The sequence below is a fragment of the Spirochaeta isovalerica genome, from assembly GCF_014207565.1.
Taxonomy (GTDB): domain Bacteria; phylum Spirochaetota; class Spirochaetia; order DSM-2461; family DSM-2461; genus Spirochaeta_F; species Spirochaeta_F isovalerica.
In genome coordinates this window covers 149098-171390 of sequence record NZ_JACHGJ010000006.1, presented here as the reverse complement: position 1 = coordinate 171390, position 22293 = coordinate 149098, and the positions used below count along the sequence as shown (strand labels likewise).

General features: G+C 49.2%; 25 protein-coding genes. 7 read left to right on the top strand and 18 right to left on the bottom strand.

Features of this window, described 5'->3' with window-relative positions; genetic code table 11:
- Window positions 1–122: 122 nt before the first annotated feature.
- Entirely contained in the window at window positions 123–1724 is a 1602-nt protein-coding gene (locus HNR50_RS15390) for a two-component system sensor histidine kinase NtrB (RefSeq protein WP_184747673.1), read from the bottom strand.
- A gap of 213 nt (window positions 1725–1937) precedes the next feature.
- On the opposite strand from HNR50_RS15390, the gene HNR50_RS15385 reads away from it, so the two are divergent.
- Together HNR50_RS15385 and zupT are read left to right on the top strand one after the other, a co-directional pair.
- Window positions 1938–4022: a molybdopterin-containing oxidoreductase family protein gene (locus HNR50_RS15385; RefSeq protein ID WP_184747672.1), complete on the top strand. Its 2085-nt coding sequence runs from the start codon at window positions 1938–1940 to the stop codon at window positions 4020–4022.
- Window positions 4023–4199: 177 nt separating this feature from the next.
- A complete protein-coding gene (gene zupT, locus HNR50_RS15380; RefSeq protein ID WP_184747671.1) occupies window positions 4200–5006 on the top strand; it encodes a zinc transporter ZupT in 807 nt (268 codons plus the stop codon).
- 31 nt (window positions 5007–5037) lie between these two features.
- On the opposite strand, the gene HNR50_RS15375 is transcribed toward zupT, so the two are convergent.
- The 9 genes from HNR50_RS15375 to HNR50_RS15335 are packed head-to-tail and all read right to left on the bottom strand — an operon-like array spanning window position 5038 to window position 10064.
- Complete coding sequence (locus tag HNR50_RS15375; RefSeq protein WP_184747670.1) at window positions 5038–6789, bottom strand: complex I subunit 5 family protein; 1752 nt, start codon at window positions 6787–6789, stop codon at window positions 5038–5040.
- Complete coding sequence (locus HNR50_RS15370; RefSeq protein WP_281389118.1) at window positions 6786–7133, bottom strand: sodium:proton antiporter; 348 nt, start codon at window positions 7131–7133, stop codon at window positions 6786–6788. The genes HNR50_RS15375 and HNR50_RS15370 overlap by 4 nt, the downstream gene beginning before the upstream one ends.
- Window positions 7130–7849, bottom strand: coding sequence for an MnhB domain-containing protein (locus HNR50_RS15365; protein WP_184747669.1), 720 nt, complete (start codon window positions 7847–7849; stop codon window positions 7130–7132). The genes HNR50_RS15370 and HNR50_RS15365 overlap by 4 nt, the downstream gene beginning before the upstream one ends.
- Entirely contained in the window at window positions 7846–8082 is a 237-nt protein-coding gene (locus tag HNR50_RS15360) for a Na(+)/H(+) antiporter subunit B (protein WP_184747668.1), read from the bottom strand. The genes HNR50_RS15365 and HNR50_RS15360 overlap by 4 nt, the downstream gene beginning before the upstream one ends.
- Window positions 8079–8450 carry a cation:proton antiporter gene (locus tag HNR50_RS15355; RefSeq protein WP_184747667.1) on the bottom strand — a complete coding sequence of 124 codons (372 nt, stop codon included), beginning with the start codon at window positions 8448–8450 and terminating at the stop codon, window positions 8079–8081. The genes HNR50_RS15360 and HNR50_RS15355 overlap by 4 nt, the downstream gene beginning before the upstream one ends.
- On the bottom strand, window positions 8447–8725 hold the full coding sequence (locus HNR50_RS15350) for an MrpF/PhaF family protein (protein WP_184747666.1): 279 nt from the start codon (window positions 8723–8725) through the stop codon (window positions 8447–8449). Before HNR50_RS15350 ends, HNR50_RS15355 begins: the two co-directional genes overlap by 4 nt.
- Entirely contained in the window at window positions 8722–9234 is a 513-nt protein-coding gene (locus HNR50_RS15345; RefSeq protein ID WP_184747665.1) for a Na+/H+ antiporter subunit E, read from the bottom strand. The genes HNR50_RS15350 and HNR50_RS15345 overlap by 4 nt, the downstream gene beginning before the upstream one ends.
- 1 nt (window position 9235) lies before the next feature.
- Window positions 9236–9694, bottom strand: coding sequence for a PTS sugar transporter subunit IIA (locus HNR50_RS15340; protein ID WP_184747664.1), 459 nt, complete (start codon window positions 9692–9694; stop codon window positions 9236–9238).
- Window positions 9695–9722: 28 nt separating this feature from the next.
- Window positions 9723–10064: a P-II family nitrogen regulator gene (locus HNR50_RS15335; protein ID WP_246434040.1), complete on the bottom strand. Its 342-nt coding sequence runs from the start codon at window positions 10062–10064 to the stop codon at window positions 9723–9725.
- Between the two features lie 166 nt (window positions 10065–10230).
- Here HNR50_RS15335 and HNR50_RS15330 point away from each other — a divergent pair, with 166 nt between their 5' ends.
- Window positions 10231–11367 carry a GGDEF domain-containing protein gene (locus HNR50_RS15330; RefSeq protein WP_184747662.1) on the top strand — a complete coding sequence of 379 codons (1137 nt, stop codon included), beginning with the start codon at window positions 10231–10233 and terminating at the stop codon, window positions 11365–11367.
- On the opposite strand, the gene HNR50_RS15325 is transcribed toward HNR50_RS15330, so the two are convergent.
- From HNR50_RS15325 to HNR50_RS15290, 8 genes are all read right to left on the bottom strand, one after another.
- Window positions 11368–12030: a TetR/AcrR family transcriptional regulator gene (locus HNR50_RS15325; RefSeq protein ID WP_184747661.1), complete on the bottom strand. Its 663-nt coding sequence runs from the start codon at window positions 12028–12030 to the stop codon at window positions 11368–11370.
- 71 nt (window positions 12031–12101) lie between these two features.
- The gene (locus HNR50_RS15320) at window positions 12102–12623 is read right to left on the bottom strand and encodes a VOC family protein (protein WP_184747660.1); all 522 of its coding nucleotides are present in this window, start codon (window positions 12621–12623) and stop codon (window positions 12102–12104) included.
- Window positions 12620–13414: a hypothetical protein gene (locus tag HNR50_RS15315; protein WP_184747659.1), complete on the bottom strand. Its 795-nt coding sequence runs from the start codon at window positions 13412–13414 to the stop codon at window positions 12620–12622. Before HNR50_RS15315 ends, HNR50_RS15320 begins: the two co-directional genes overlap by 4 nt.
- Window positions 13411–14418, bottom strand: coding sequence for a transketolase family protein (locus HNR50_RS15310; protein WP_221439900.1), 1008 nt, complete (start codon window positions 14416–14418; stop codon window positions 13411–13413). The genes HNR50_RS15315 and HNR50_RS15310 overlap by 4 nt, the downstream gene beginning before the upstream one ends.
- Window positions 14418–15275, bottom strand: a complete 858-nt coding sequence (locus HNR50_RS15305; protein WP_184747658.1) for a transketolase — start codon at window positions 15273–15275, stop codon at window positions 14418–14420. Before HNR50_RS15305 ends, HNR50_RS15310 begins: the two co-directional genes overlap by 1 nt.
- Window positions 15276–15286: 11 nt before the next feature.
- Window positions 15287–16567 carry an aminotransferase class III-fold pyridoxal phosphate-dependent enzyme gene (locus HNR50_RS15300; protein WP_184747657.1) on the bottom strand — a complete coding sequence of 427 codons (1281 nt, stop codon included), beginning with the start codon at window positions 16565–16567 and terminating at the stop codon, window positions 15287–15289.
- 10 nt (window positions 16568–16577) lie between these two features.
- Entirely contained in the window at window positions 16578–17333 is a 756-nt protein-coding gene (locus tag HNR50_RS15295) for a hypothetical protein (protein ID WP_184747656.1), read from the bottom strand.
- 212 nt (window positions 17334–17545) lie between these two features.
- A complete protein-coding gene (locus HNR50_RS15290; protein WP_184747655.1) occupies window positions 17546–19267 on the bottom strand; it encodes an EAL domain-containing protein in 1722 nt (573 codons plus the stop codon).
- 179 nt (window positions 19268–19446) lie between these two features.
- On the opposite strand from HNR50_RS15290, the gene HNR50_RS15285 reads away from it, so the two are divergent.
- From HNR50_RS15285 to nth, 4 genes are read left to right on the top strand one after another with little or no spacing between them, the layout of a single operon-like run.
- Complete coding sequence (locus HNR50_RS15285) at window positions 19447–20244, top strand: metal ABC transporter ATP-binding protein (RefSeq protein WP_184747654.1); 798 nt, start codon at window positions 19447–19449, stop codon at window positions 20242–20244.
- Complete coding sequence (locus HNR50_RS15280) at window positions 20241–21068, top strand: metal ABC transporter permease (protein WP_184747653.1); 828 nt, start codon at window positions 20241–20243, stop codon at window positions 21066–21068. The genes HNR50_RS15285 and HNR50_RS15280 overlap by 4 nt, the downstream gene beginning before the upstream one ends.
- Before the next feature lie 11 nt (window positions 21069–21079).
- Window positions 21080–21679, top strand: a complete 600-nt coding sequence (locus tag HNR50_RS15275) for a TetR/AcrR family transcriptional regulator (RefSeq protein ID WP_184747652.1) — start codon at window positions 21080–21082, stop codon at window positions 21677–21679.
- Window positions 21679–22293, top strand: a complete 615-nt coding sequence (nth, locus tag HNR50_RS15270; RefSeq protein WP_184747651.1) for an endonuclease III — start codon at window positions 21679–21681, stop codon at window positions 22291–22293. Before HNR50_RS15275 ends, nth begins: the two co-directional genes overlap by 1 nt.

The window sequence follows — 22293 nt, the reverse complement described above, 5'->3', positions numbered from 1 at the left end:
CGCTTGTTACTAATGACTAAAATGATAAAGATATGGCTCTCTCATGTCAATAAATGGGAGTTTTAGACTCGTTTTTTCTTTACAAGAAAGAAAAAACATGTTAATTAAGTCAGTTCTTTTTTTTAATATGGCAACCTGATGATAAAACGCGCCCCTTCTCCGGGATGGGATTCCACTTCCATTTCCCCGCTATGGTTTTCAGTAATGATAAAATAGGAAACGCTTAATCCCAATCCCGTCCCGACTCCCACTTCCTTAGTGGTAAAAAAGGGTTCGAAGACACGTTTTCTCGTATTCTCATCCATTCCCGGGCCATTGTCCTCAATTTCCATGCAGACCATTTTCTTACGATCATCGGCATATGTTTTTATCCGGAAGGTCGGATTATCCGTATTGGCCTTCTGCATGGCCTGAGCCCCGTTTCTCAGTATATTGAGAAGAACCTGCTGGATTTTCCCCTGCTGGCAGGGAATCATGGGCAGCTCTTCGGCGAAATCGCGCTCGATATTGACTAGCTTGAAATCATATTGTTTTTTCAGGTCATAATCGGAATAAGCCAGTTCGAGTGTTTTTTCGATCAGTTCATTGACATTTCTGGTCGTCGACTGGCCATCGCTTTTTCTGGAAAAGGAAAGCATGTTCTCGATAATCTCGGCCACACGCCGTCCCGATTCATTTATGGAATTGATCATTCTCGGAATCCCGCGGGAATCCATAAAGGCTTTGATAGCTTCCATAGTCGTGCCGGCTTCTTCCGCCGCTTTCACATTGCCCGGCATATCCAGGCTTTTACCGAGCCTGTTCTCCATGACATGGGCTGTCTGCATCATACCGCCAAGGGGGTTGTTGATCTCATGGGCCATTCCCGCGGCAAGCCCGCCGACCGATAACATTTTTTCGCTCTGGATCATCATCTCTTCGAGGCGGACTTTATTGGTCACATCATCCAGCCGGATAACGGCTCCCTTCGCCCCTTCTTCGGTCAGAGGATAAATTGTAATATCCGCATATCTGATATTGCCGTTTTCTTTTATAAGGACTTTCTGCTCCTGCTTTATTTCGCCGCTTTCTATGTTTTCCCGGATGTATTTCATGCGGAGCTTCATCTGGGGGATAAGGGAATCGATGAACATGCCGAGAGATTCCTTTCTGTCGATGCCGGTCATTTCCTCGGCGGTTTTGTTGCACTGAGTGATCCGCCCCTCCGAATCGACGCTGATCAGTATGGAAGGCATGGAATCTATAATATTGGAAATGTAATTCCGCGCTTCTTTCAGCTCCAGCTCTATTTTGATTCTCTCTTCAATCTCTTCTTCCAACTCGATGGTTCTTTCCCGGACCCGGTGTTCCAGCTGATGTTTGTCCCCCACCGTCTTGAGAAAGAGAATAATCACGAAGTAGATGAGTATGAAAACGATAAAGGCGTAAAAATAGATGTAAATGTTTTTATTGCGGTATGCCGCCGTCAGATATCCGATAACTTCACCGTCATGAACGATGTCGAACTGCATAATGGTTTCCGGTATCAGTCCGACATTATCCAGAAATCTATCGAAGCCGGTAAACTCGGGCTCTTCTATATTGAGGAACTCCTCGCCGTTCAAACCGTAAATGGAGATGCTTCCGAAACTCTCCCGCTGGGAAACGAGAGTGAGATATTTAAGAGGGCCCTGAGCGTCGAGAGCCCAGAAATCCTCTTCTATGACGATGGCGTGACGTTCCATCTCCCTCTCCTGCCAGCGCATTTTATAATGATTGAAGTACAGGATAAAGAGGACAAAACATATTGAAATTAAAACGAACAGATAGAAGGCTGTTCTTTTGTTGCTCAAGTTCAACTCCGCAAATTTCAGATATTTTAATTATAGAATATCCCGACTTGGCTATCCAATATTTTTTCGATTTCCTTTTAAAGTACTTTTATGTACAATGCCGCTATGGAACAGGAAAGCATCGTACCCCTATCATGCAATAAAGACTGCGGAGCCGGCTGCGCTCTGGCAGCACATATAAAAGATGGAAAAGTGGTTAAAATCACCGACTCCCCTTACAAGCCACATTATATGCGCGGCTGTCTGAAAGGATACAGAAGCGCCGAGACCCTTTATCATAAAGACAGGCTCACGACTCCCCTTATCCGCGACGGGGAAAGGGGTACGGGACAATTCAGGAAGGCTTCCTGGGAAGAGGCCCTCAGCCTCATTTCGGAAAAGATGATCAGTCTCAGGGATCGGGGTCGACAGGATGAGATCCTCAAACTGGGCGGTTCCGGTTCCTGCCGGGGAGCCCTGCACAATACGGCTTACCTCACGAGCCGGTTTCTCTCCCTTTACGGAGGGTTCACCGACACTCTGGGGGATTACTCCAGCCAGGCGTCGGAATACGTCAAAACGCCGGTTTTCGGGACTAACAACGTGGGAATTGACGCGGCAACTCTGCTGCTGTCTCAAAGAATAATTCTCTGGGGGTTCAATCCTTCGGATACCCGGTTCGATAGCGAAGTCGAAGCGGTTTTAAGCGAGTGTTCCCGCAAGGGTACGGAAATCATCGTCATAGATCCCCGGATGACCAGGACAGTAAAAAATTTCAAAGCCCGCTGGATTCCGATTCTGCCCGGGACTGACTCGGCGTTCATGCTGGCAATCCTCTGGGTTCTGATTGAAAGGGATCTTATCGACCGGACCTCTCTTCAAAAGTTCAGTTCGGGTTTTGATCTCTTTGAATCCTACATTACCGGAGAAAGCGACGGAATTGCCAAAAGCCCTTCCTGGGCGGAGAAGATCTGCGGTATCGGGAAAGAGGAAATTATCGATTTCGCCCTCGGTTACAGCTCGATACAACCGACCGCTCTGCTGCCGGGTTTTTCCCTTCAAAGGGCGATCGGAGGGGAGAACGCCGACAGACTGGGCGCTGTGCTGCAGCTGGCCACAGGCAATGCGGGATTGCGGGGTGGTTCAATCGGAGCCGCCAAATGGAACAGACAGCCTAAACCGCTATGCGGCCGAATGAAAGTTCCCGCCAATCCCCTGAAAACCGGTGTTCCTGTCAACAGCTGGGCCGATGCGGTTCTGGAAGGAAAAGCCGGCGGATATCCTTCAGATATCAGTCTCTTATACAACGTAGGCGGGAATTTTATAGGACAGTCTTCCGGTACGGATAAAACGATAAAGGCTTTCAGAAAAGCGGATTTTTCCGTAACCCATGATTATTTTCTGACCGATACGGCGCGGTACTGCGACGTCGTTCTTCCCGTAACAACCTTTATGGAAAGAGATGATATTGTGGGAACGCAGAACAATTATCTCTTTTATTCCGCGAAGGCGGCTGAACCGGTCGGTCAGTCAAAAAATGATTATGAAATTTTCTGTGAACTGGCCCGCCGGATGGGTTTTGAAAGTGAATTCAGCGAAGGAAAGAGCGAAGAGCAATGGCTGGAAGAGTTTCTGGATCATTCGGAAATAGATGACAGAGAAAAATTCAAGACCGAAGGTATTTACATAGGCAAAGACAGAGAAAGAACAGCTCTGGCAGATTTCTTCAGCAACCCGGAAAAACATCCCCTCAACACAGAGTCGGGCAGGATTGAGATAGCTTCCCATGCTCTGGAAAATGCCGGGGGAACCCTTCTTCCCGAGCATATTCTCATTGAAACCAATGACAGATATCCCCTGAGAATGATAACTCCTCATGAGAAGTACCGGATTCATTCCCAGTTCGATAATATCCCCTCTCTGAAAAAGCTCTGCGACGATAAAATGTGGATTAACAGCCTCGATGCCCGGGAAAGAGGCATTGAAGATGGCGATACGGTTGAAGTGGCCAGTCCCGACGGCAGGATCAGGACCGTTGTTCGCGTTACCGACGGAATATGCCGCGGATCACTGTCACTGAATCAGGGAGTATGGGCTTTAACGGCAAATGACGGCGCCAATGCCAATTACCTGACTTCGACTGTCTCGACAACTCCTTCAATGGGAACAAGAACCCATTCCATTATTGTCGATGTGAAAAAAGTTTTTTAATTTTTTTTGATTTACCTTTTTCTATGTTTTTTCGATACGGTGAGATCGCATAAACGGTCTATGAGATTCAGTGCGGTTTCATCCATCTTTCTATCATATATGGTTTGTGTACCAATAAATGGTTTTATTCATATATAATTTAGATAATCTGATAAAACATTCAATAAGGAATACTGAATGGACAGCTCCATACTCTTCGCTCTCTCTTTAACAATATTCGCCGGTTTATCAACAGGGATCGGAAGTCTGATCGGTCTGTTGTCTAAAAAGTTCAACCCCAAAATATTGACCATTTCTCTTGGTTTTTCCGCGGGAGTTATGATTTATGTTTCCATGATAGAAATATTTGTGAAAGCCCGGGATTCACTGAGCGCGGCTCTGGGAGAAAAGACAGGTTATATCTGGACAACTGTTGCTTTTTTTATCGGGATATTCATCATTGCCCTGATCGATAAAATCATACCCTCCTATGAAAACCCCCACGAGTTGAATGTTGCCCGGAAAATCGAGGATTCTTCCGATAGAGATAAAATGAAGCTTATGAGAATGGGGGTTTTTTCAGCTCTTGCCATAGGGATTCACAACTTTCCCGAAGGCCTGGCCACCTTTATGAGCGGATTGACCAACCCCACTCTGGGTATCAGTATCGCCATAGCCGTTGCCATTCATAATATTCCGGAAGGCCTGGCTGTTTCCGCACCGATTTTTTATGCGACGAAAAGCCGGAAAAAGGCCTTTGTTCTCTCATTTCTTTCGGGACTGGCTGAACCGATCGGAGCATTGATCGGGTATTTCGTTCTCCGATCTGTCTTCAACGATACAACGTTCGGTGTCATTTTCGCCGCAGTGGCCGGAATCATGGTATACATTTCTCTCGATGAACTCCTGCCCACAGCGGAGGAATATGGAGAGCATCATCTGGCAATCGGTGGTTTGATAGCCGGCATGATGATCATGGCTGTCAGCCTGCTGCTTTTTGCCTGAAAAATAGCGTTCAGATTCATCTACATTCGACTTAAGGGGCAGCGTGGTATAAAAGCCAGCCCGCCATCGCCGCTGCGGCCAGAGCATAGGACACGAAAAGCCCCTGGAAACTGCGCGGTCTTTCGCGGACTTTTTTCAAAAGAGCCGATCCAGCATTTCCCGTTGCCAGAAGAAAAACCAGCGCCCCGGCTCCCGCCGTATAGAGGGATTTCAGCAAATTGCCTGTCGAAAAGAAAGAATAACCATCACCCATAGTTAAGGATTTTCCGGACAGGAGAGCCGTAACAGTTTTGAAAATAAGAGGTGTGAATATCCCGCCGAGTATACAAAGCACCGACAGGAAGATAATGGCAATAACTCCCGGAAGGACCGGCCCGGAATCGGTTCTTTCCGGAAAAACGGTGGAAATCTTTTCTTTATCGGGCCAGTAAATCCGTGAGAGTTTGATAAATGAAGCCGCCGTCCCCGCACCGGCAATTGTCAGAATCCAGTAGAGTACGGATCCATACTGTCCGTAATATTTGAGAAGGTAGGTCATAGCCGTTTTACTGGTGAACCCGTTAAAAGGCGGAATAGCGGAAATGGAAAGAGCTCCGACAAGAAAACCGAAAAAAGCTATTGCCGCTTTATCTCCCGATCTTTTCAGGATGGATACCGCTCCCCGAAGTTTATAGACATCCCGCTCTCCCGCCGCATCGACAGAGGAACCGATGCTCAGAAACAGCAGCCCTTTGAAAACGGCGTGAAACAGAGCGTGGAGGAAAGCCGCTGCCATGAGCAGAGTACCCGCTTTTGTCCCGATTCCCACAGCCACGGCAGCTCCCCAGGTACAGACGATATAACCGATCTGGCTGATGGAGTGATAGGCGAGAAGCCTTTTGACATCCTTCTGAGAGAGAGCTATGATCACGGCCAGCAGAGCGGTGGCGGCTCCTGCATAACTCATCAGCTGCCCCGCTTCCTTTCCGATGGGAAAAAGAATGAGAATCCGGCTCAGTGCAAAAAGCGGCGTTTTAATCAGGACACCGGAAAGGACGGCCGAGACGGCATGGGGGGCCAGCGCATGGGCGTCGGGCAGCCAGCCGTACAAAGGCATAACCGCCACTCTTATGGCTATGGCCCCGACGAGCAGAGAAAGAGAAATGACAGCCGTCGCAAGGGCATTCCCATCCAGATGTCCTAATCCTGCGGCAATCCCTTCATAGGAGAGAGAGCCGGTGATGCGGTAGAGACCGAAGAGGCCGAGAAGAAAGAATACCATAGCGGTGGAGCTGACCATGAGATAGGAAAAAGATGCCAGTGCGGCTCCCGGCTTTTCCGAGCTGGAAACGAGAATGTAGGAAGAGATGCCGAGAACTTCCAGACTGACAAAGAGATTAAAGAGATCCGCCGTCATAATGGTTGCGCCGAGCGCCGCTGTCTGGATGAGAAAAATAGCGCTGAAAGAGGGACCTTTGGGTCCGGATGAGAGAGAATGGAGCCAGGCTGCCCCGCCTAAAGTGTAACCCAGAACATTGACCATCCATGCCAGCCCGTCGAAGCGGTAGGAGATACCCACACCGCTGTTCCAGTGGCCGATAACTCCTGTTACGGCTGATCCATTGATAACAACGGGGAACAGAAAGATCAAAGCCAGCCAGGGAAGATAGAGTCCGGTGAAAACGCCGGTGTATTCGACGATGACCGCACCTCTCCCTCTGAAAAATGCCTTGGCGAGAAAAACGATGGCCGCTCCCAGGAGAGGTAGCAGAACAGGGGCGAAAGCCAGACCTTCAGGACTCATTTGCGGCTCACCTCTTTGCGGATATCTTCAATATTAAATGTCCCCGCCGCCTTGTACAGACGGTAAGCCAGGGCCAGGGATAGAGCGGTGACGCAGACGCCGATAACGATGGCGGTCAGCATAAGAGCCTGGGGGATGGGGTCGACAATGCCGGCAATCCCCTCTTCCAGTATGGGCGCTTTGTTACCGATACGGCTCCCTTCCAGAACAAAAAGAATGACCACGGCACTGTTAATCAGGTTCAGAGATATGATTTTTTTTATAATATTCTGTTTGGCCAGTATCCCCCAGAAGCCCAGAAGGAAAAGCAGAAAAAGCAAAAGCCGTTCTATCATCACCATCATTCCTTCCCCAGCATAATTATGCACATAACACCTATGCCCGCTCCCACTTTAAGCCCTATGATGATATTGAGTACGATAATGAAAGCCGCCGGCAATGATGAATAGTGCTTTAAAGGATTGTCGAGAAAACCCTCTCCCGTAAAGATACCGCTGATGGAAAGAATCAGAAGCATGAGGAAAGCCACCGCTTCAATACGGCCCAGGATATCCTGACGGATCAAAGCCGAACTGGCGTTTCCGCTGCTTCCGAGGGCAAGGAAGACAATACCGGAAGCGACGACGACTCCTCCCTGGAACCCGCCGCCCGGTGAGAGATGACCGTAGAGCATGACATAAAACCCGAAAAGCAGCACGATAGGCCCCAGTTTGCTCGTCACGGCTTCCAGCAGATGAGTCCTCATATAATTTGCCCGTCTCATTTCTCCCGGCAGGGCGAAACTGTGTCTGTCCTCGATAACGGCACCGGCTTTTTTCAGAATTCCGATTGTTCCTGTCACGGCGACCAGAAGAACGATGGTTTCACCGAGCGTGTCGTAAGCGCGGTACCCGAGGTATATGGCACTGACGAGATTGGTGGCTCCCGATTCCTCAACGCCTTTGAGCTCGAGATGATCGCGGGCCGTACCAGGCCACTGGTAACTGCTGAGAAAAACAGGGAGGACTACGGCGCTGATCAGCAAAAGAGCGAAAACCGAACCGACTGCAGATTTTTTCAACTATCGCTCTCCTTCCTGTCTGTATGGCGTATGATCCAGACAAAAATGATAGTGGAGACTCCGGCACCCACAGCCGCCTCGGTAATGGCCACATCGGGAGCATGGAGTATGTAGAAGAGCATGGCAGACAGTAGACTGATAGCCGATAGCGCGATGACGCTGTGGAGCAGATCCTTTGTAAAAAGGGTGTATATTCCCAACCCCAGAATGAAGAGCAGAAGAATGACAGTCATGGGTTCTCCTCCGGAGCGGCCTCATCTTTCCCTTTGCCGGTCTTTCCCTGGTTCTTCTTCTCTTCGGATTTGGGCCTCCAGGGATGTGTCCCGATGTTCCAGGTGAACCGGGCAACGATATGGGATCCCGTCGGAGAGGAAATAAGAAAAAAGAGCATGATTACCACTACCCTCGCCGCTACGGCACCATTGGGAGACAGAAGCAGCGTTCCTATGAAGATGGACAGAACCGACGTGGTCCCCAGAAGTGAACCCGCCTGAAGCCTCGAATAGGGATCGGGGAAGCGGAAGAGCCCCGCCAGACCGGCTACTCCGAAAATAACAGCAGCCAGAAAAGCTATTGCCGCCAGTATCTCGCGTATGCTCATTCCTGCGACTCTCCCTGGATTTTATCTTTCAGAAACCGGGCGATTCCCAGAAAACCGAGAAAACCGAAAATATCGTAAACAAGAGCCACATCGAGATAGAGGGCCCGCCCTTCGCTGACACCGCGGAGGACCAGAAAAGCCAGAACGACTCCCGAAAGGACATTCAGGCCCACAAGCTTGCCCGAAGTGGTTCGGGAAGTAAGGATTCTGATAATGCAGACCAGTATGCAGGCTATTATGAACCACTGCATCCCCGTAAGAAGGAACTCTCTCATAGCCAGACCTTCTTAAGATGTCTTTCAATCTCTCCTTTCACTTCGTTTCCGGCCACTTTCGAATGGCTTGTGGTGGAGAAGAACCAGTGAACCGTAAGGTGATCGTCATTGAGATCCAGAGTGATGGTCCCGGGAGTCATGGTTATGGAATTGGCCAGAACCATTCTGGCCATGTCCGATTTCAGAGGTGTTCTGAAATGCACGATGCGGGGATTGACTTGGCCGGTAACAACGGCGACGAGAACAGCGATACTCGACTTGTAAATAAAAAAGATCATGAGGAAGAGATAGAGAATCAGATGGAAAGGACGGGGTACGAAAAAATTGATCCCCGCCTGGTGCCTGGGTATAAAGATTTCGTATGTGAGCGCGGCCACGAAAAAAGAACCGCCCAGGCCCGTAACCAGAGAAAAAAGCTCAAAACTGGCTGTAAAAATAAGCCAGAGACCGAACATGGAGAGAGCTGTAATAAAAAAACGGATAAGCTTCCATCTGGTTTCAATACTCATATCACTGATCCTTGAGACTGATGATCCTGTGAAAATCCCCGGCGTCGACGGCCTTCTCCAGATCCTCCCGGAACTGGGGGTCATGGAGAAACCGGGCGAGTTTCGATAACAATCTGATGTGGCTTCCGGTATTTTTCGCAGGGCCGGCCATCAGAAAGACAAGGGAGACAGGCTGGCCGTCGGGCGTGTCGAAATCCCGGGGGGGATCGAGTCTGGCCGCGGCGAAGAGTGTTTTCTCCAGTGACTCGGACTGGCAATGGGGAACGGCGCATCCGTAGCCGATGCAGGTTGATACCATCTCTTCTCTTTTCAGAATGCTCTGGTAAAGCAGATCCGGTTCTTCTATTCCGTAAACGGAAGCGAGAGTGTCCACCAGATGTCTGAAAAGCTCCTCCTTCTCCGTTTCGGGAGGATCTACCAGAATACATTCCGCTTTCAGTTTCGCCGATATTACGCCCATTATTTCAACACTTCCTTTTAAATTGATATTAAATTTCCTCATCCTCCGGGACCAGACCGTAGGCCCAATCGATCGGGATGGTGAACATGACCCCCGTGCCGGGCTTATCCAGACCGCCGACGATTTCGTCCACAAGGGCTTTCACGCTTTCAAGAGTCTCATTATCGCGGATGACAGATATAATCGTCTTGTTATATGGTTTATTGCCCTTCATGAATTCCTTGAAGCCGGCAAAGAGAGGGACTTCGTAAGTCAAAAAGCGACCCATACCTTCGGAATCGAGTATAGTCGCTCCCGTAACACCCGACTCGATGTAGGCGGACATCACTTCTTCGAGAAATTCTTCATTATTCAGAATAAAAACCAGCAATTTCAATGATTATTACCTTATTTCCTTTTCTCAAACTTAATCCGGAACCAATCTGGTGACAAGCAATTTTATTTCTAAAAACCGGAAAGGTTTGAACCGCAGCCGATTAATTGCATCCCGGCAATGAGTTCTTGCTAAAGCCCGTAATTACAAGTACATTATAGTGATGGAATGGGAAGAGATTGCTCAGAACCCCAAACTCATCAGCAGCTACGCTTTGCTGAAAGAGATAGGGATTCTCGATTATATAGAAAAACTGAAAGTTGGCAATAAAGACAGTGATCAGCTGATTAACGAAGCCTATGAGATTTTTCTGAAGGAATCGGTCGACGAACTGGTTGCCTATATCATAAAATGCCTTTCGGAAAAGTTTATCCCTTCCGATCTGGTTTTTATCCTCAATGAGGGCATAACGGTGAGCAGGATCAAAACTTACGCCTATCACAATATGAATTTCACCAAGATCAATATGGACCTTGATTCCCTCGAGCCATACGAAGCGTTTTTCCGCAATTATACCGGGACGACCAGCTTCAATCTCTTTGAATACGAATTAGGCGATCCCTCTCTGATCAAACCCTTCGAGCAGTTTCATCCGGAAATTATCGTCCCCATTAAAGGGTTGTCCGGTTTATACGGCATAATCCTTTTCGGGCCGAAAGTACTCTCTGAAGAGTACAGCAAAGCGGAAATCGCCTATATCGACAAGCTAATGAAATTCACGTCAGTCGGCATACAGAACAACATACATTACGAACATTCCGTTAAAGATTCCAAAACAGGGCTTTACAACCATAACTTTTTCGTCAGCCGTGTCAACGAAGAGCTGGCGAGATGCCGCCGGACCAGACATTCGAGTTCGCTGATTGTGATGGATATTGATCATTTCAAAAACTTCAATGATGACTACGGGCATCTTGCCGGAGACGAAGTGATTATACAACTGGCGGAGACTCTGAAGCACACGGTCCGGGAGGAGGACATTCTGTCCCGTTTCGGAGGAGAGGAATTTACCGTTCTTCTGCCGGAAACAGGCCGCGAGGAAGCGGTCGTGGTCGGAGAGAGATTAAGACGCGCCGTGGAGAAGATGGCGGTTATGTGGGAAGAGAAAACCCTGAAGGTGACTGTCAGCATTGGTATAAGCACTTATGACTGGGTGGAGAAACTCTCGGAAAAAACACTTATTGAAAGGGCTGACGAAGCCCTGTACAAGTCAAAGAAAAACGGTCGGAACCAGGTGAATCTTTACCAGTCCGGTCTTCTCTATAAAGCGAATCAGACTCATAGCAGCGATATAATTTAACTACTCGCTTTTAGTCAGAGCTCTTTTGATAAAAAGCATAACCTTCTCTATGAGATCCTCCTCATCCGGTTCATCATCCCCCAGAAAGATCCGCATTCTGTTGCGGTAATAATCCGAAGTGTAGGAGTACTGGAACATCATGATAAGATTGTCGAGACAGAAAGAGACCACGTTGATATCGATGGCCGGATCTATGCGTCCCTCATCCTGAGCCTTTTTCAGTATGGAATGATAGAGCTTCGCCGTAATATCCTCGAGCTGGTAGGAAAGCTTCTCGGAAAGGGAGCTCATCCCCTGGGTCGTCATTTCTAGATAGACCTGATTCATCTCCGGGTATTCCAGCGCATAGCGCCGCGAAGCCCGGAGAAGTTCTTCAAAGATTTTAAGGTGGTCATCCTGTTTGCGGTTTACTTCGGAAAGGGCTCTGGCCAGTAAACTGTATCCGTAATCTCCGATAGTCAGGAAAAGGTCGTCTTTGGACTCGAAATATGAGTACATGGACCCGATGCTGATTCCCGCATCGCTGGCAATATTATTGATATTGGTTGCTTTAAAGCCGAATTTCGCAAAATGGCTGACGGCTACATCAATTATCCGCTGCTTTCTTTCGGGATCAATTTTATCGAATGTCGATTTGTGGAATTTATTTTCTTCAGCTGCCATATTCAGTACCCCGCATTGACTCTCTCTTCACCGACCAGGGGAAAGATCCGAGAGAGCCTGTTTCCCGGGGATCAGGTTGAGGCATAATATGCCTTGTATTTGCTTCTGCCGAAAAGCGAAGCGGCGATAGCCCCGATGAAACTTTTGATTATTGTATTATTCATTTTCATATCAATCAACTCTATAAGGTTGCCGTCGGGATCTTTGAGAAAGACCCAGTCCGCTCCTTTCGTGTTCTGCGGTTCCGAAAAGAAATCGATTCCCTCCCCCTTCAGCTTTTTGTACCATTTGGGGACATTTTTCACATCGAAGGTGATATGGGTCGGTCCGGGACGATTCCATCTCGTTCTCTCCGGCTCGAGCTTCTCTTCGAATTCGAAGATTTCCACAACACCGCCTCCGGGGACTCTGAGGAATCCCAGTTTTATGGAAGAATTCTCAAGGCCGTACAAGTCTTTAAGCGCCGTGACCTGGGCCGGCGGCAGAGTGTTATCGTCGATAAGGCGGCAGCCGAATTTATCATGATACCAGCGGACCGCCGCCTCGAAATCCGAGACGGTCAGCCCCACATGGCTGAGTGATTTTACTTTCATTTCGCGTAATCTCCTACAATAAGCATATAGTCGCCGATGCGGGCGCCGTATTCCGGACTGCCCACCATTTTGATTCTCCCTTTCACGGTTGCCTCGATCATATCGTCAATGGACATGAGAATCCCCAAAGCGCTGTCAAGATTGGCAAAACGCATGGTAAAGAAAGGTTTGGAACGCTGATAAATCCCGCGGCAGGCTTTCGATTTTCCCGCCTTCACCCTCATATAGGCGGAACAGCCGGGATGGGTTTCCACCTCCCAGGCATAAACGCGGTCGGGGCTCATTTTTATCCAGGAAGAAATTTCAGGATGGCCCGCTTTATTGAGCTGGCTGATTCCCGCCGAGAGGAGGTAGAAATACATCTTTACAAGCAGTGCTTTTTCCTCTTCATTTTCCGGCGGTTCCTCCATGCCCAGAAGAGCGGCCATTTTCAGCAGGGTTCTCATAAACTTCAGAAAGAGACCGAGCCGGTACCAGCCCTTCATTTTCGGCAGTTTTTTGCTTTTCCCCTGAAAGAAGAGATTCAAAGCGCTGACAGAGGGGAACTCCAGCTCGACATGGGGATTTCCCTCATATATCCCCCTTTTTACTGTCCATTTCCCTTCTTCGATGAGAAAGTGGGTTCCCACTTTCTCTTCCGGCCCCAGAGCCGAGACCTGGCAGACGGCATCGACTCCTTCCCAGAGCTTTCCGAAAACCGGCATTTCCTCCACAATAACTTTTAACAGAGGCAGAACAGAATTGAGGAAGATTCTGTTGGCATAGATTTCATCATTGGCGAGCACACTCATAATTCGTCATCCCAGTCGTCATCTTCTTCAAAATCCCTATTCATCAATTCCCGCGCCGCCGAGGCGATTCCGTTCATATCGAAACCGTAATGGGCCATAAGATCTTCATGGAGTCCGATGATGGAAAAGGTATCGGGCACGCCCAATCGTTTAAAGGCGCAGGCTTTTCCGCTCTCCGCCATGACTTCCGCAACGGCGCTTCCCAGCCCCCCGATGATATTGTGGTCTTCCACAGTGATGATTCTCCGCGTATCGTGAACCGCTTTCAGAATGGCATCTCTGTCTATCGGTTTGATTGTGTGCATATCGATGACCCGGGCGTGGATACCGTCACTGTTTCTTAAAATAGACGCCGCTTCCCTGGCTCTGTACACAGCGGCCCCGCAGGCGATAATGGTCAGATCGGATCCTTCAGCCAGTTCTATTGATTTCCCGATCTGAAAATCACATTCCGATGTGTCGTATACGGGCTGGTCATAACCCCGGTTGAGACGGATATAGACCGGACCTTCCTTGCTGTATGCGGCGGTAACGGCTTCCGCTGCGGAGATCCCGTCGGCCGGGACGACAATTGTCAGATTGGCCATGGTCCGCATGATGCCGATATCCTCCGTGCAGTGGTGTGTCGAACCGGCCTGGCCGAAACTCAGGCCTCCGTGGGTTGCAATCATCTTCACATTGAGATTCTGGTAGCAGATATCGGTGTGGACCTGATCGAGTGCCCTCATGGATGTGAAAATGGCGAAAGTGGAGACATAGGGGACTAGCCCCGCCGAAGCCATTCCCGCGGCAACGCCGAAGAGATTCTGTTCGGCGATTCCCATATTGTAGAGACGGTCGGGATGTTTTTCAGCCAGAACTCCGATTTTAGTAGATTTGGCCAGATCGGCCGTAAGTCCCACGACATTGTCGTAATTATCCGCCAGGTGTTCCAGAGCTTTTCCGTAAACTTCCGCAGTGGACATATTGGTCGCGTCCAGTATGGTATAGGTTAAACCGGCCATTATTTCTTCTCCTCTCTTCTTTTTGCGTGATAAGAGCTTATCTCTTCTTTAAAAAGTCTGGTTTTTTCGGGATCGAAGGAGGCGTAGTGATACCGGTAATCGCCGGAAATGGACTCGACTCCGCATCCCTTGACAGTTTGGCAGATTATGACCGTCGGCTTATCTCCTGCCTCCAGGGCTGTTTCCATGGCTTCGGCCAGCGCCTTCAGGTCGTGTCCGTCCACCTCCAGCACATTGAATCCGAAAGCCCGCCACTTGTCGGCAAAGGGTTCGAGGGCCATAACGTCTTCGGTGGAGCCGTCCATCATACAGCGGTTCCGGTCCACCATGGCGATGAGATTGTCCGCCTTATGATGGGAAGCCGCCATAGCCGCCTCCCAGACAGAGCCTTCATTGCACTCTCCGTCTCCCAGAAGACACCAGGTCTTATAGCTTTTCCCCCTCTGCTTCGCCGCCAGCGCCATCCCCAGGCTGATGGGAAGACCGTGTCCCAGAGATCCCGTTGACGCATCCAGCCCCGGAACCTTGTTTTTATCGAGGTGCATTCCCAGCGAGGACCCCGTATGGTTGTATGTTTTAAGGAGCTCCCGGTCGATATATCCCTTATCCGCCAGGAAGGGCGCCAGCCCCACACCGATATGTCCCTTGCTGAGGACAAAGCGGTCACGGTCCTCCCAATCCGGTTTCCCGGGGTCGATATTCAGATATTTATAGTAGAGAAGCGTGAGGATATCAGCCGCGCTGAGCGATCCCCCCACATGGGCGCCGCCCGCCCACTGTACCGTATCGAGGATCAGATGCCTCATCTCTTTCGCTTTTTCATCCAGTTCCAGAAATTCTTTTTCGCTCAAGCCCATTGGTTCCTCCCTTAATTGCACTTGTCCGGATTATTTTTCTTTACTATCCGGAAAGCTTCCTCCGCCACTTCCAGAGTTTTCGCAATGTCCTCATCAGAGAGAGAACAGTTGATAAAATGATTGTGATGGGAGACGAAGAAAACGCCCCGTTTGGCGCACTCGGCACAGAACTCCTGGTGCATCATCAGCGAATTGTCATTGGCAATGCGCATATAAAACATGGAAGGGACACCGGAGATAACCAGATCAATGCCGTTTGCTTCGGCGGTCTTTTTCAGTCCCGCAGTGAGCTTCTCCCCTTTCTCTATCATCAGACGGGGACCGTCGATCCTCTTCAGCTCATTGATGCAGGCTATCCCCGCCGCCATGGGAACGGCGGAAGACCAGTAGCTTCCCGTGTAAAATACTTTTGATGCCGCATCGCGGAGCGAATCCTTTCCGACAACCGAAGAAATATTGTAACCGTTGGCCAGAGCCTTGCAGTAGCAGGCCAGATCCGGTTCGAAACCGAAGTATTTTGCCGATCCGCCCATATCGAGACGGAATCCGCAGCGGACATCATCAATGATCAGAACAATGCCGTTATCCGTACAGAGCTGCCGTATTTTCTGCCAGTATCCCGGTTTGGGAAGTGCATTATCCGTGAAGATTCTATGATCGTAGGGAGTGGCGATAAGACCGGCGATCTGTCCGGGATAGTCGCTGATAAGTCTTTCAAAGGCTTCCGCATCGTTCCACTCCATAAAGAGATTGTTGGAAATATCCTCACTGACAACTCCCGCATGGCCGTCGACCTGGGTCCAGGGTGCCACGCCGTGATATCCCCCTTTTATGCGGACCAGCTTCTTCCTGCCTGTCGCCGCACGGGCTATCATAAGGGCGAAGCTTGTAGCATCTCCTCCGTTCTTCATAAACATGGCCCAATCGGCCCCTTCAATCGTGTCGACCAGCAGCTCGGCAAATTCGACCTGAACCTTGCCGGGAAGAGCCATGCAGTTTCCCTTCTTGAACTGATCGAAAGCCGCTTTGTCCACAACGGGATTGTTATACCCCAGAACATTGGGACCGTAGGCGCACATGTAATCGATGAATTTGTTACCATCCAGATCCCAGAAATAGGATCCTTCGGCCCTTTCGGCATAAAACGGGAAGTCCGAAGTGGGAATGAACTGAGACTGGACCGGTCCGAGATGTCCGGGAATCCCCGTGGGGATGACTTTTACCGCCCTTTTGAATAACTCCTGTGAATTTTCATAGGTATTGAGTTTCGCTTCTTCTTTAGTTTCAATCATCTTTTCCTTCCTATTGCAGATATTCCGCGACCTGATCGAGAATGGGGTTCATATTTTCTATCATTGGAATAAATCCGCGCATGGCCATCTGCCCCGTTGCCAGAGCTGTGTAGGTATCGAGTTTTCCATTGAGAACGAGATGAGCCGATTCCAGAGAACTGAAGGAGAGAATACACCGAGGCGATTCGGGTTCTCCCTTTTCCGTTCGGAGAATGCCGTTTTCCTTGATGACTGTGACAGCCGGCCCGTTTTCCACCTTAACCAGAATCTTTCCATCCGGTATGGCGGCGGTGCTGTGCAAAGCCTTCTCATCGCGGTTTCCTATTTCCGATAGGGCAAAGAAAGCCGCGTAAGCTGTCATCTCGGTATTGGCTTTGAAATATGCACTGTCCCGGAGTTTGTCTTCATCGGGACGAAGATAATATTCGAGCCTTTCCGCCAGTTTCATAAAGGTTCCCGTGAGAAAGGAAATTTTCGTCAACCCCTTGTAGGGAACGGGGTTGGCCTTGCCGTCCATCATTTTGTTAAAGTGATCGGGAGAGAAAAAATAGAGCTTGATTCCAGCCTTCCCTCCGCCTCTTGTAAGCTGAGCTTCGCCGTTACGGAAGGTCAGAACAGCTTTCGGTCCTTTGTTTACAGTGAATTGAATGGACATGTCTTTGTCTTTGATAAGCTCTTTCGACGCAGCATCGACCCGTACGAGTTCCTCCATATTTTTCAATACGGCGAAAACATTAATGTAGGACATAACTGTCTCTCTACTCATTTAAATCCTCCTTATATAAACCTTATGGGAATGAACAAATATACAGACATAGACACTGAGCGAACACTCGCTCTAAATATAATAACAAAGAAGGATCGGGCCGGGACGCGATATATCGGTAAAAAAACCTTCAGTGAAATTAAAACCCGAGTGATTACTCGCTCTTAATTTATTTTTAATCTCATTCCCTTTTCTGTCAATAAAAAAAGCAATCATCTTTTTTCCGGAAGAATCGTACTGTTTGCAAGAAGAGATTCAAATTGATCCGCAGGGAGGGGCTTTGAAAAATAGTATCCCTGAATGGACCGGCAGCCGGCCTCTTTCAGGATTGAGAGCTGTTCAGCTGTCTCCACCCCTTCCACAACGGTTTCCTTCCCGCGGTTTTCCGCAAGATTGAGGATCAGCTTCAGATAGGACCGGCTGTCCTCATCCTCTACAATCGGATCGATGTAGGACTTATCTATTTTCAGAGTCGTAGCCGGAAGATTCTTTAAATAGGCCAGACTGGACTGCCCTGTTCCGAAATCATCAATAAAAATCGAAAAACCCGCATCGCTGAGCTTCTTCATGCGGGCAATAGTCTCTTCCGGTTTTTCCATCCCTCCCGATTCGGTTATTTCCAGTTTGAGATACTTCCTGGGGAGCTCTCCCCCTTTACCCATGGCCTGAAGGAGAAGATCGTATAAATTTTCATCTTCAAACTCGCGGACCGAGAGATTTATGGAAATATAAATGCCATAGGGAACACTCCAGCTGCGGATTTTCTCCACCGTCCGGAAGATGATCCACTTTCCGATCGAGGTTATTAAGCCGTTCGCTTCGGCCTGAGGGATAAAAAGATCGGGGGGAACGAGTCCCCTTTCCGGATGATTCCAGCGGATCAGGGTTTCGCAGCCTTTGATAACGCCTTCGGGGCTGACAATCGGCTGATAATAGAGCTCGAATTGATCCTGTTCGAACGCCCGGTAGAGATCGCTTTCCAGCTTCAGCTTTTCCAGAGCCCGATTGTGAAGCTCACCATCATAGATGCAGAAGGGAACCCCGGTGGCGATAGACTCGCTCAGGGCTTTAGTGGCCGATGCGATCAGATCGCATCCTTCACAGCTGTCCCGCGGATATAACGATAGCCCCATGTGGCAGCGCAGAGTGATATCGAAACGGTCGCTCCTATAGGGTATGGAAATCCTTTCGGTCAGTTTTCGCGCCACTTTGGCCGAATCGGACTCCCCCGCCAGATTCGAGAGAAGGACAACCAGCTCCTGCCCGTCATATCGGAAAACATAATCGCTCTGGCGCAGAAATTCCTTAATGCGGATTCCTGTATTTTCCAGTAACATGTTCCCTCTGTCATATCCGTGAGCCAGATTGATCTCCTGAAGATTGGTAATGGAAATGAAAAGGAGAGCTCTGAGCTTATCGGAATCCCCGCGGCTTCGCTTCGCTTTTTCCAACTCCATTTCGAGTATGATATCAAGAGAATTCCTGTTGAATAGCCCGGTTACGGGATCGCGGAATTCCAAATTGTGGAGCCGGGATTCCATCTGCCCCATTCTGGATATGTCATGGGAAAAAACCAGGGCATGGGTGATCTGTCCCTCCATCCGGTAGGGATAATAGGAGACATGCATATACTTGTGCTCAGCACCGAAGTCGAACTCCTCTATATAATGGATGTCACGTCCGGCAAAGCACTTATCGAGATGTCCTTTGATTTTGGATTCGAACCGGGACTCACCCCAGATGCGGGAAACGGAATGACCGAGAATTTCCTCTCTTTTTTTTCCCAGGACCCGGCAATAGGAATCATTTACCACCTCGTACTCATAGTTTTTATTGATTAATGTAATGAAATCCGATGAAGTGTTGACTATGTATTCATAAGTCCGGTCCCGCTCGCCCATCCTTTCATTGTAAAGGTAATATAGGGAGGACACAAATTTTTCCTGCTGCAGTTGACTTATCAGGTCTTCCTACTTACATTGTCTGCTGTATAAAAGGAGATCCGGCCCCTGAAGATCGGTTCTCTCGACAAAAAAGGCGAAAAAGCCGACAATAAAATGGATGAGATCAAAAATACTATGGATCAGCCGATCATGAGGCTGACGGGGAACTGATGCTGAACGTACCACTGCTTTGTTATGGAAAAAACTGCGACCACCCTCCCATGGCCGAAAGCGCCGCTCTGGAAGTAAAGAATCTCGGGTTCACCTATGGCGGAAACACCGGACCGGTCCTTCACGATGTAAATCTGCGGATAACTCCCGGTGAGAAAGTCGCTCTGGTCGGTCCGAACGGCGCGGGAAAATCCACAATGATGAAGCTCATTCTGGGACTGGAGAAAATTCAGTCCGGAAATATAACCATATACGGCCATACCGCCAACACCTGCCGGCACAGAGTCGCTATGGTTCCGCAGAAAAGCTCGGTGGACTGGTCTTTCCCCGTATCGGTAAGACAGGTCGTCACCATGGGCCGCTATGTCCATCTGGGCTGGTTCAGAAATCCCGGGAAAAAAGACCGTGAAGCTGTGGATTCGGCTATGGAAACAATGGAGATCAGCCACATTGCCGACAAGCAGGTCGGAGAACTCTCAGGCGGACAGCAGCAGAGAGTCATGCTCGCCAGAACCCTGGCTCACGATGCGGATCTCCTGCTACTCGACGAACCTCTCAATCATGTGGATATAGCCACCCAGGAGCTGATGTTCCACACCATAGAAAGGATCTGCAAAATGGGAAAGAGTGTTTTAGTCAGCACTCACGATCTGGGAATTCTCACGGTTCACTTCAGCAGAGTTCTCTTTCTAGATAAAACCATTATCGGAGACGGACCTGTCAAAGAGGTCCTGACTCCCCAGAACATAGCCAGGGCTTACGGCTTTGAATTTCACAAAGGTATGGAAAACGAATGATGGCTCAATGGATAATCGAACCTCTTCAGTATGTTTTTTTTCTCAAAGGGCTGGGAGCCGGCCTGCTCGTTGCGGCAGCATGCGGCGTTCTCAGCGGCTTCATTGTATGGAGAGGAATGGCTTTCATCGGCGACGCACTGGCCCACGCCATACTTCCGGGGATCGTCATAGCTCTCATGCTGGGTATTCATATGCTTATCGGGGCGCTTGTCGCCGCCATCATATCAGTTCTTGCCATCGGAACCCTGACAGGGCACAAGCGCTTCAAGGAAGACACTTCCATCGGCGTCATTTTTGCCGGGGCTTTCGCACTGGGAATCCTTCTGATGAACAGGGTCGGGACATTTCAGGATCTATCGCACATACTTTTCGGGAACATTCTCGGTGTGTCTTCTTTCGATATAATACTGATAGCTTTCGTGGCGCTGCTGGTTATTTTACTTGTCATCATCTTCTTTAAAGAACTGCTCGTGACAAGTTTCGACACGACTCACGCCCTTGCCATAGGCCTCTCGCCTCTGGTCATTCATTACGGATTTCTCATACTCGTCGCCTCGACAACGGTAATCGCCACCCAGACAGTGGGAGTCGTTATGGTTCTGGCACTGCTGGTTACGCCGGCGGCTACCGCGTCATTGCTGACCAAGGAATTGTGGAAAATCATTGTCCTGTCCACAGTATTCGCCCTGATCTCCATCATCACCGGATTTTACACATCCTACTATTTCGACGCTCCTTCCGGAGCCACCATTGTTCTGGTGCTGACAGCTTTCTTCCTCGCCGCCTTCTCCTATTCCAAGATAAAGCAGAGACTGATTCGCTAGAGGAGAATGCTTTGCCTAAAGAGACGTTCCGGAAATTATCGGCCCAAAAGAGACAAAGGGTTTTCGATGCCGCTATAAGCGAATTCTGCCGGGTTCCCCTGGAAGATGTATCCATAAAAAACATAGTGGAAAAAGCCGGGATAGCCAGAGGCAGCTTCTATCAGTACTTCTGGGGAAAAGAGGATCTTTTTCTCTATCTCCTCTGCTCTCTTAGGGCGAATCTGGAAGAGGATCTGGCAGGCGGGGAAAGCATTTACCAGTTCATCTATTCTCTGGCGGAAAAGGAAATCAGGGAAATCAAAGAGCGCAGCGATGCCATCCCGGTCAAGGCACAGCTTCTCCGGCAGATAGCAGCCAGCCCTTCAGCCATCAACATCTTCGAGAGAGATATAACTGAGAAGCTCCGGAACGATGACAGATTTCAGAACATGATAAAAGAATCCGGACTGGCTTCGATCGAAGAGTGCAAAATGTCTGCTATGATTGAGTTGTTAACCCAGTCCCTCAGAAGGGCGGTCATTCAGGTCATATCTTCCAACAGAACGGCCGATGAAGCTCTGCTCATACTCCATCATAAACTCCAAATACTCAAAAAAGGGATCAATGGCTGATGAGAAAAAAAGAAAAAGCCGCGCTGATCATGGATGTTCTCAACAAACTCTACCCCGAAGTCCCCATACCGCTGGAGCACAGCGACGCTTACACGCTGCTGGTCGCTGTTGTACTATCAGCCCAATGTACCGATGCGAGGGTCAACACCGTGACGCCCGGGCTATTCGACCTCGCCGGAACGCCGGAGGAAATGGCGCAAGTTCCCGTTGAGACGATAAAAGAGATTATCAGACCCTGCGGTTTATCAAATAACAAATCAAAAGCCATAAGCAATCTGTCGAAGATAATTGTCCGGGAATACGGAGGGAAGGTGCCCGACAATATGGACGAGCTTGAAAAGCTGCCGGGAGTAGGACATAAAACAGCCTCTGTCGTCGTTAGCCAGGCCTTCGGTCAGAATGCTTTTCCCGTCGATACCCACATACACAGACTTATGACCCGATGGGGACTCACCAGCGGTAAAAATGTCATTCAGACGGAGAAAGATGCGAAAAAAATATTCCCCGAAGAAAGCTGGAACCGCCTGCATCTTCAGATCATTTATTTCGGCAGGGAGTACTGTCCGGCCCGGGGACACGATCCCATGAACTGCCCGATCTGTTCACAACTCTGA

What these genes read in the sequence shown, in the direction of transcription:
- HNR50_RS15305 (WP_184747658.1), bottom strand. Translation starts at nt 15,275, where the DNA reads ATGGGCTTGAGCGAAAAAGAATTTCTGGAACTGGATGAAAAAGCGAAA.
- HNR50_RS15285 (WP_184747654.1), top strand. Translation starts at nt 19,447, where the DNA reads ATGCTGAACGTACCACTGCTTTGTTATGGAAAAAACTGCGACCACCCT.
- HNR50_RS15360 (WP_184747668.1), bottom strand. Translation starts at nt 8,082, where the DNA reads ATGACTGTCATTCTTCTGCTCTTCATTCTGGGGTTGGGAATATACACC.
- HNR50_RS15340 (WP_184747664.1), bottom strand. Translation starts at nt 9,694, where the DNA reads ATGGGCGTAATATCGGCGAAACTGAAAGCGGAATGTATTCTGGTAGAT.
- HNR50_RS15355 (WP_184747667.1), bottom strand. Translation starts at nt 8,450, where the DNA reads ATGAGCATACGCGAGATACTGGCGGCAATAGCTTTTCTGGCTGCTGTT.
- HNR50_RS15295 (WP_184747656.1), bottom strand. Translation starts at nt 17,333, where the DNA reads ATGAGTAGAGAGACAGTTATGTCCTACATTAATGTTTTCGCCGTATTG.
- zupT (WP_184747671.1), top strand. Translation starts at nt 4,200, where the DNA reads ATGGACAGCTCCATACTCTTCGCTCTCTCTTTAACAATATTCGCCGGT.
- HNR50_RS15300 (WP_184747657.1), bottom strand. Translation starts at nt 16,567, where the DNA reads ATGATTGAAACTAAAGAAGAAGCGAAACTCAATACCTATGAAAATTCA.
- HNR50_RS15370 (WP_281389118.1), bottom strand. Translation starts at nt 7,133, where the DNA reads ATGATGGTGATGATAGAACGGCTTTTGCTTTTTCTGCTTTTCCTTCTG.
- HNR50_RS15330 (WP_184747662.1), top strand. Translation starts at nt 10,231, where the DNA reads ATGGAATGGGAAGAGATTGCTCAGAACCCCAAACTCATCAGCAGCTAC.
- HNR50_RS15345 (WP_184747665.1), bottom strand. Translation starts at nt 9,234, where the DNA reads ATGAGTATTGAAACCAGATGGAAGCTTATCCGTTTTTTTATTACAGCT.
- nth (WP_184747651.1), top strand. Translation starts at nt 21,679, where the DNA reads ATGAGAAAAAAAGAAAAAGCCGCGCTGATCATGGATGTTCTCAACAAA.
- HNR50_RS15320 (WP_184747660.1), bottom strand. Translation starts at nt 12,623, where the DNA reads ATGAAAGTAAAATCACTCAGCCATGTGGGGCTGACCGTCTCGGATTTC.
- HNR50_RS15310 (WP_221439900.1), bottom strand. Translation starts at nt 14,418, where the DNA reads ATGGCCGGTTTAACCTATACCATACTGGACGCGACCAATATGTCCACT.
- HNR50_RS15390 (WP_184747673.1), bottom strand. Translation starts at nt 1,724, where the DNA reads ATGGAACGTCACGCCATCGTCATAGAAGAGGATTTCTGGGCTCTCGAC.
- HNR50_RS15315 (WP_184747659.1), bottom strand. Translation starts at nt 13,414, where the DNA reads ATGAGTGTGCTCGCCAATGATGAAATCTATGCCAACAGAATCTTCCTC.
- HNR50_RS15280 (WP_184747653.1), top strand. Translation starts at nt 20,241, where the DNA reads ATGATGGCTCAATGGATAATCGAACCTCTTCAGTATGTTTTTTTTCTC.
- HNR50_RS15325 (WP_184747661.1), bottom strand. Translation starts at nt 12,030, where the DNA reads ATGGCAGCTGAAGAAAATAAATTCCACAAATCGACATTCGATAAAATT.
- HNR50_RS15375 (WP_184747670.1), bottom strand. Translation starts at nt 6,789, where the DNA reads ATGAGTCCTGAAGGTCTGGCTTTCGCCCCTGTTCTGCTACCTCTCCTG.
- HNR50_RS15350 (WP_184747666.1), bottom strand. Translation starts at nt 8,725, where the DNA reads ATGAGAGAGTTCCTTCTTACGGGGATGCAGTGGTTCATAATAGCCTGC.
- HNR50_RS15385 (WP_184747672.1), top strand. Translation starts at nt 1,938, where the DNA reads ATGGAACAGGAAAGCATCGTACCCCTATCATGCAATAAAGACTGCGGA.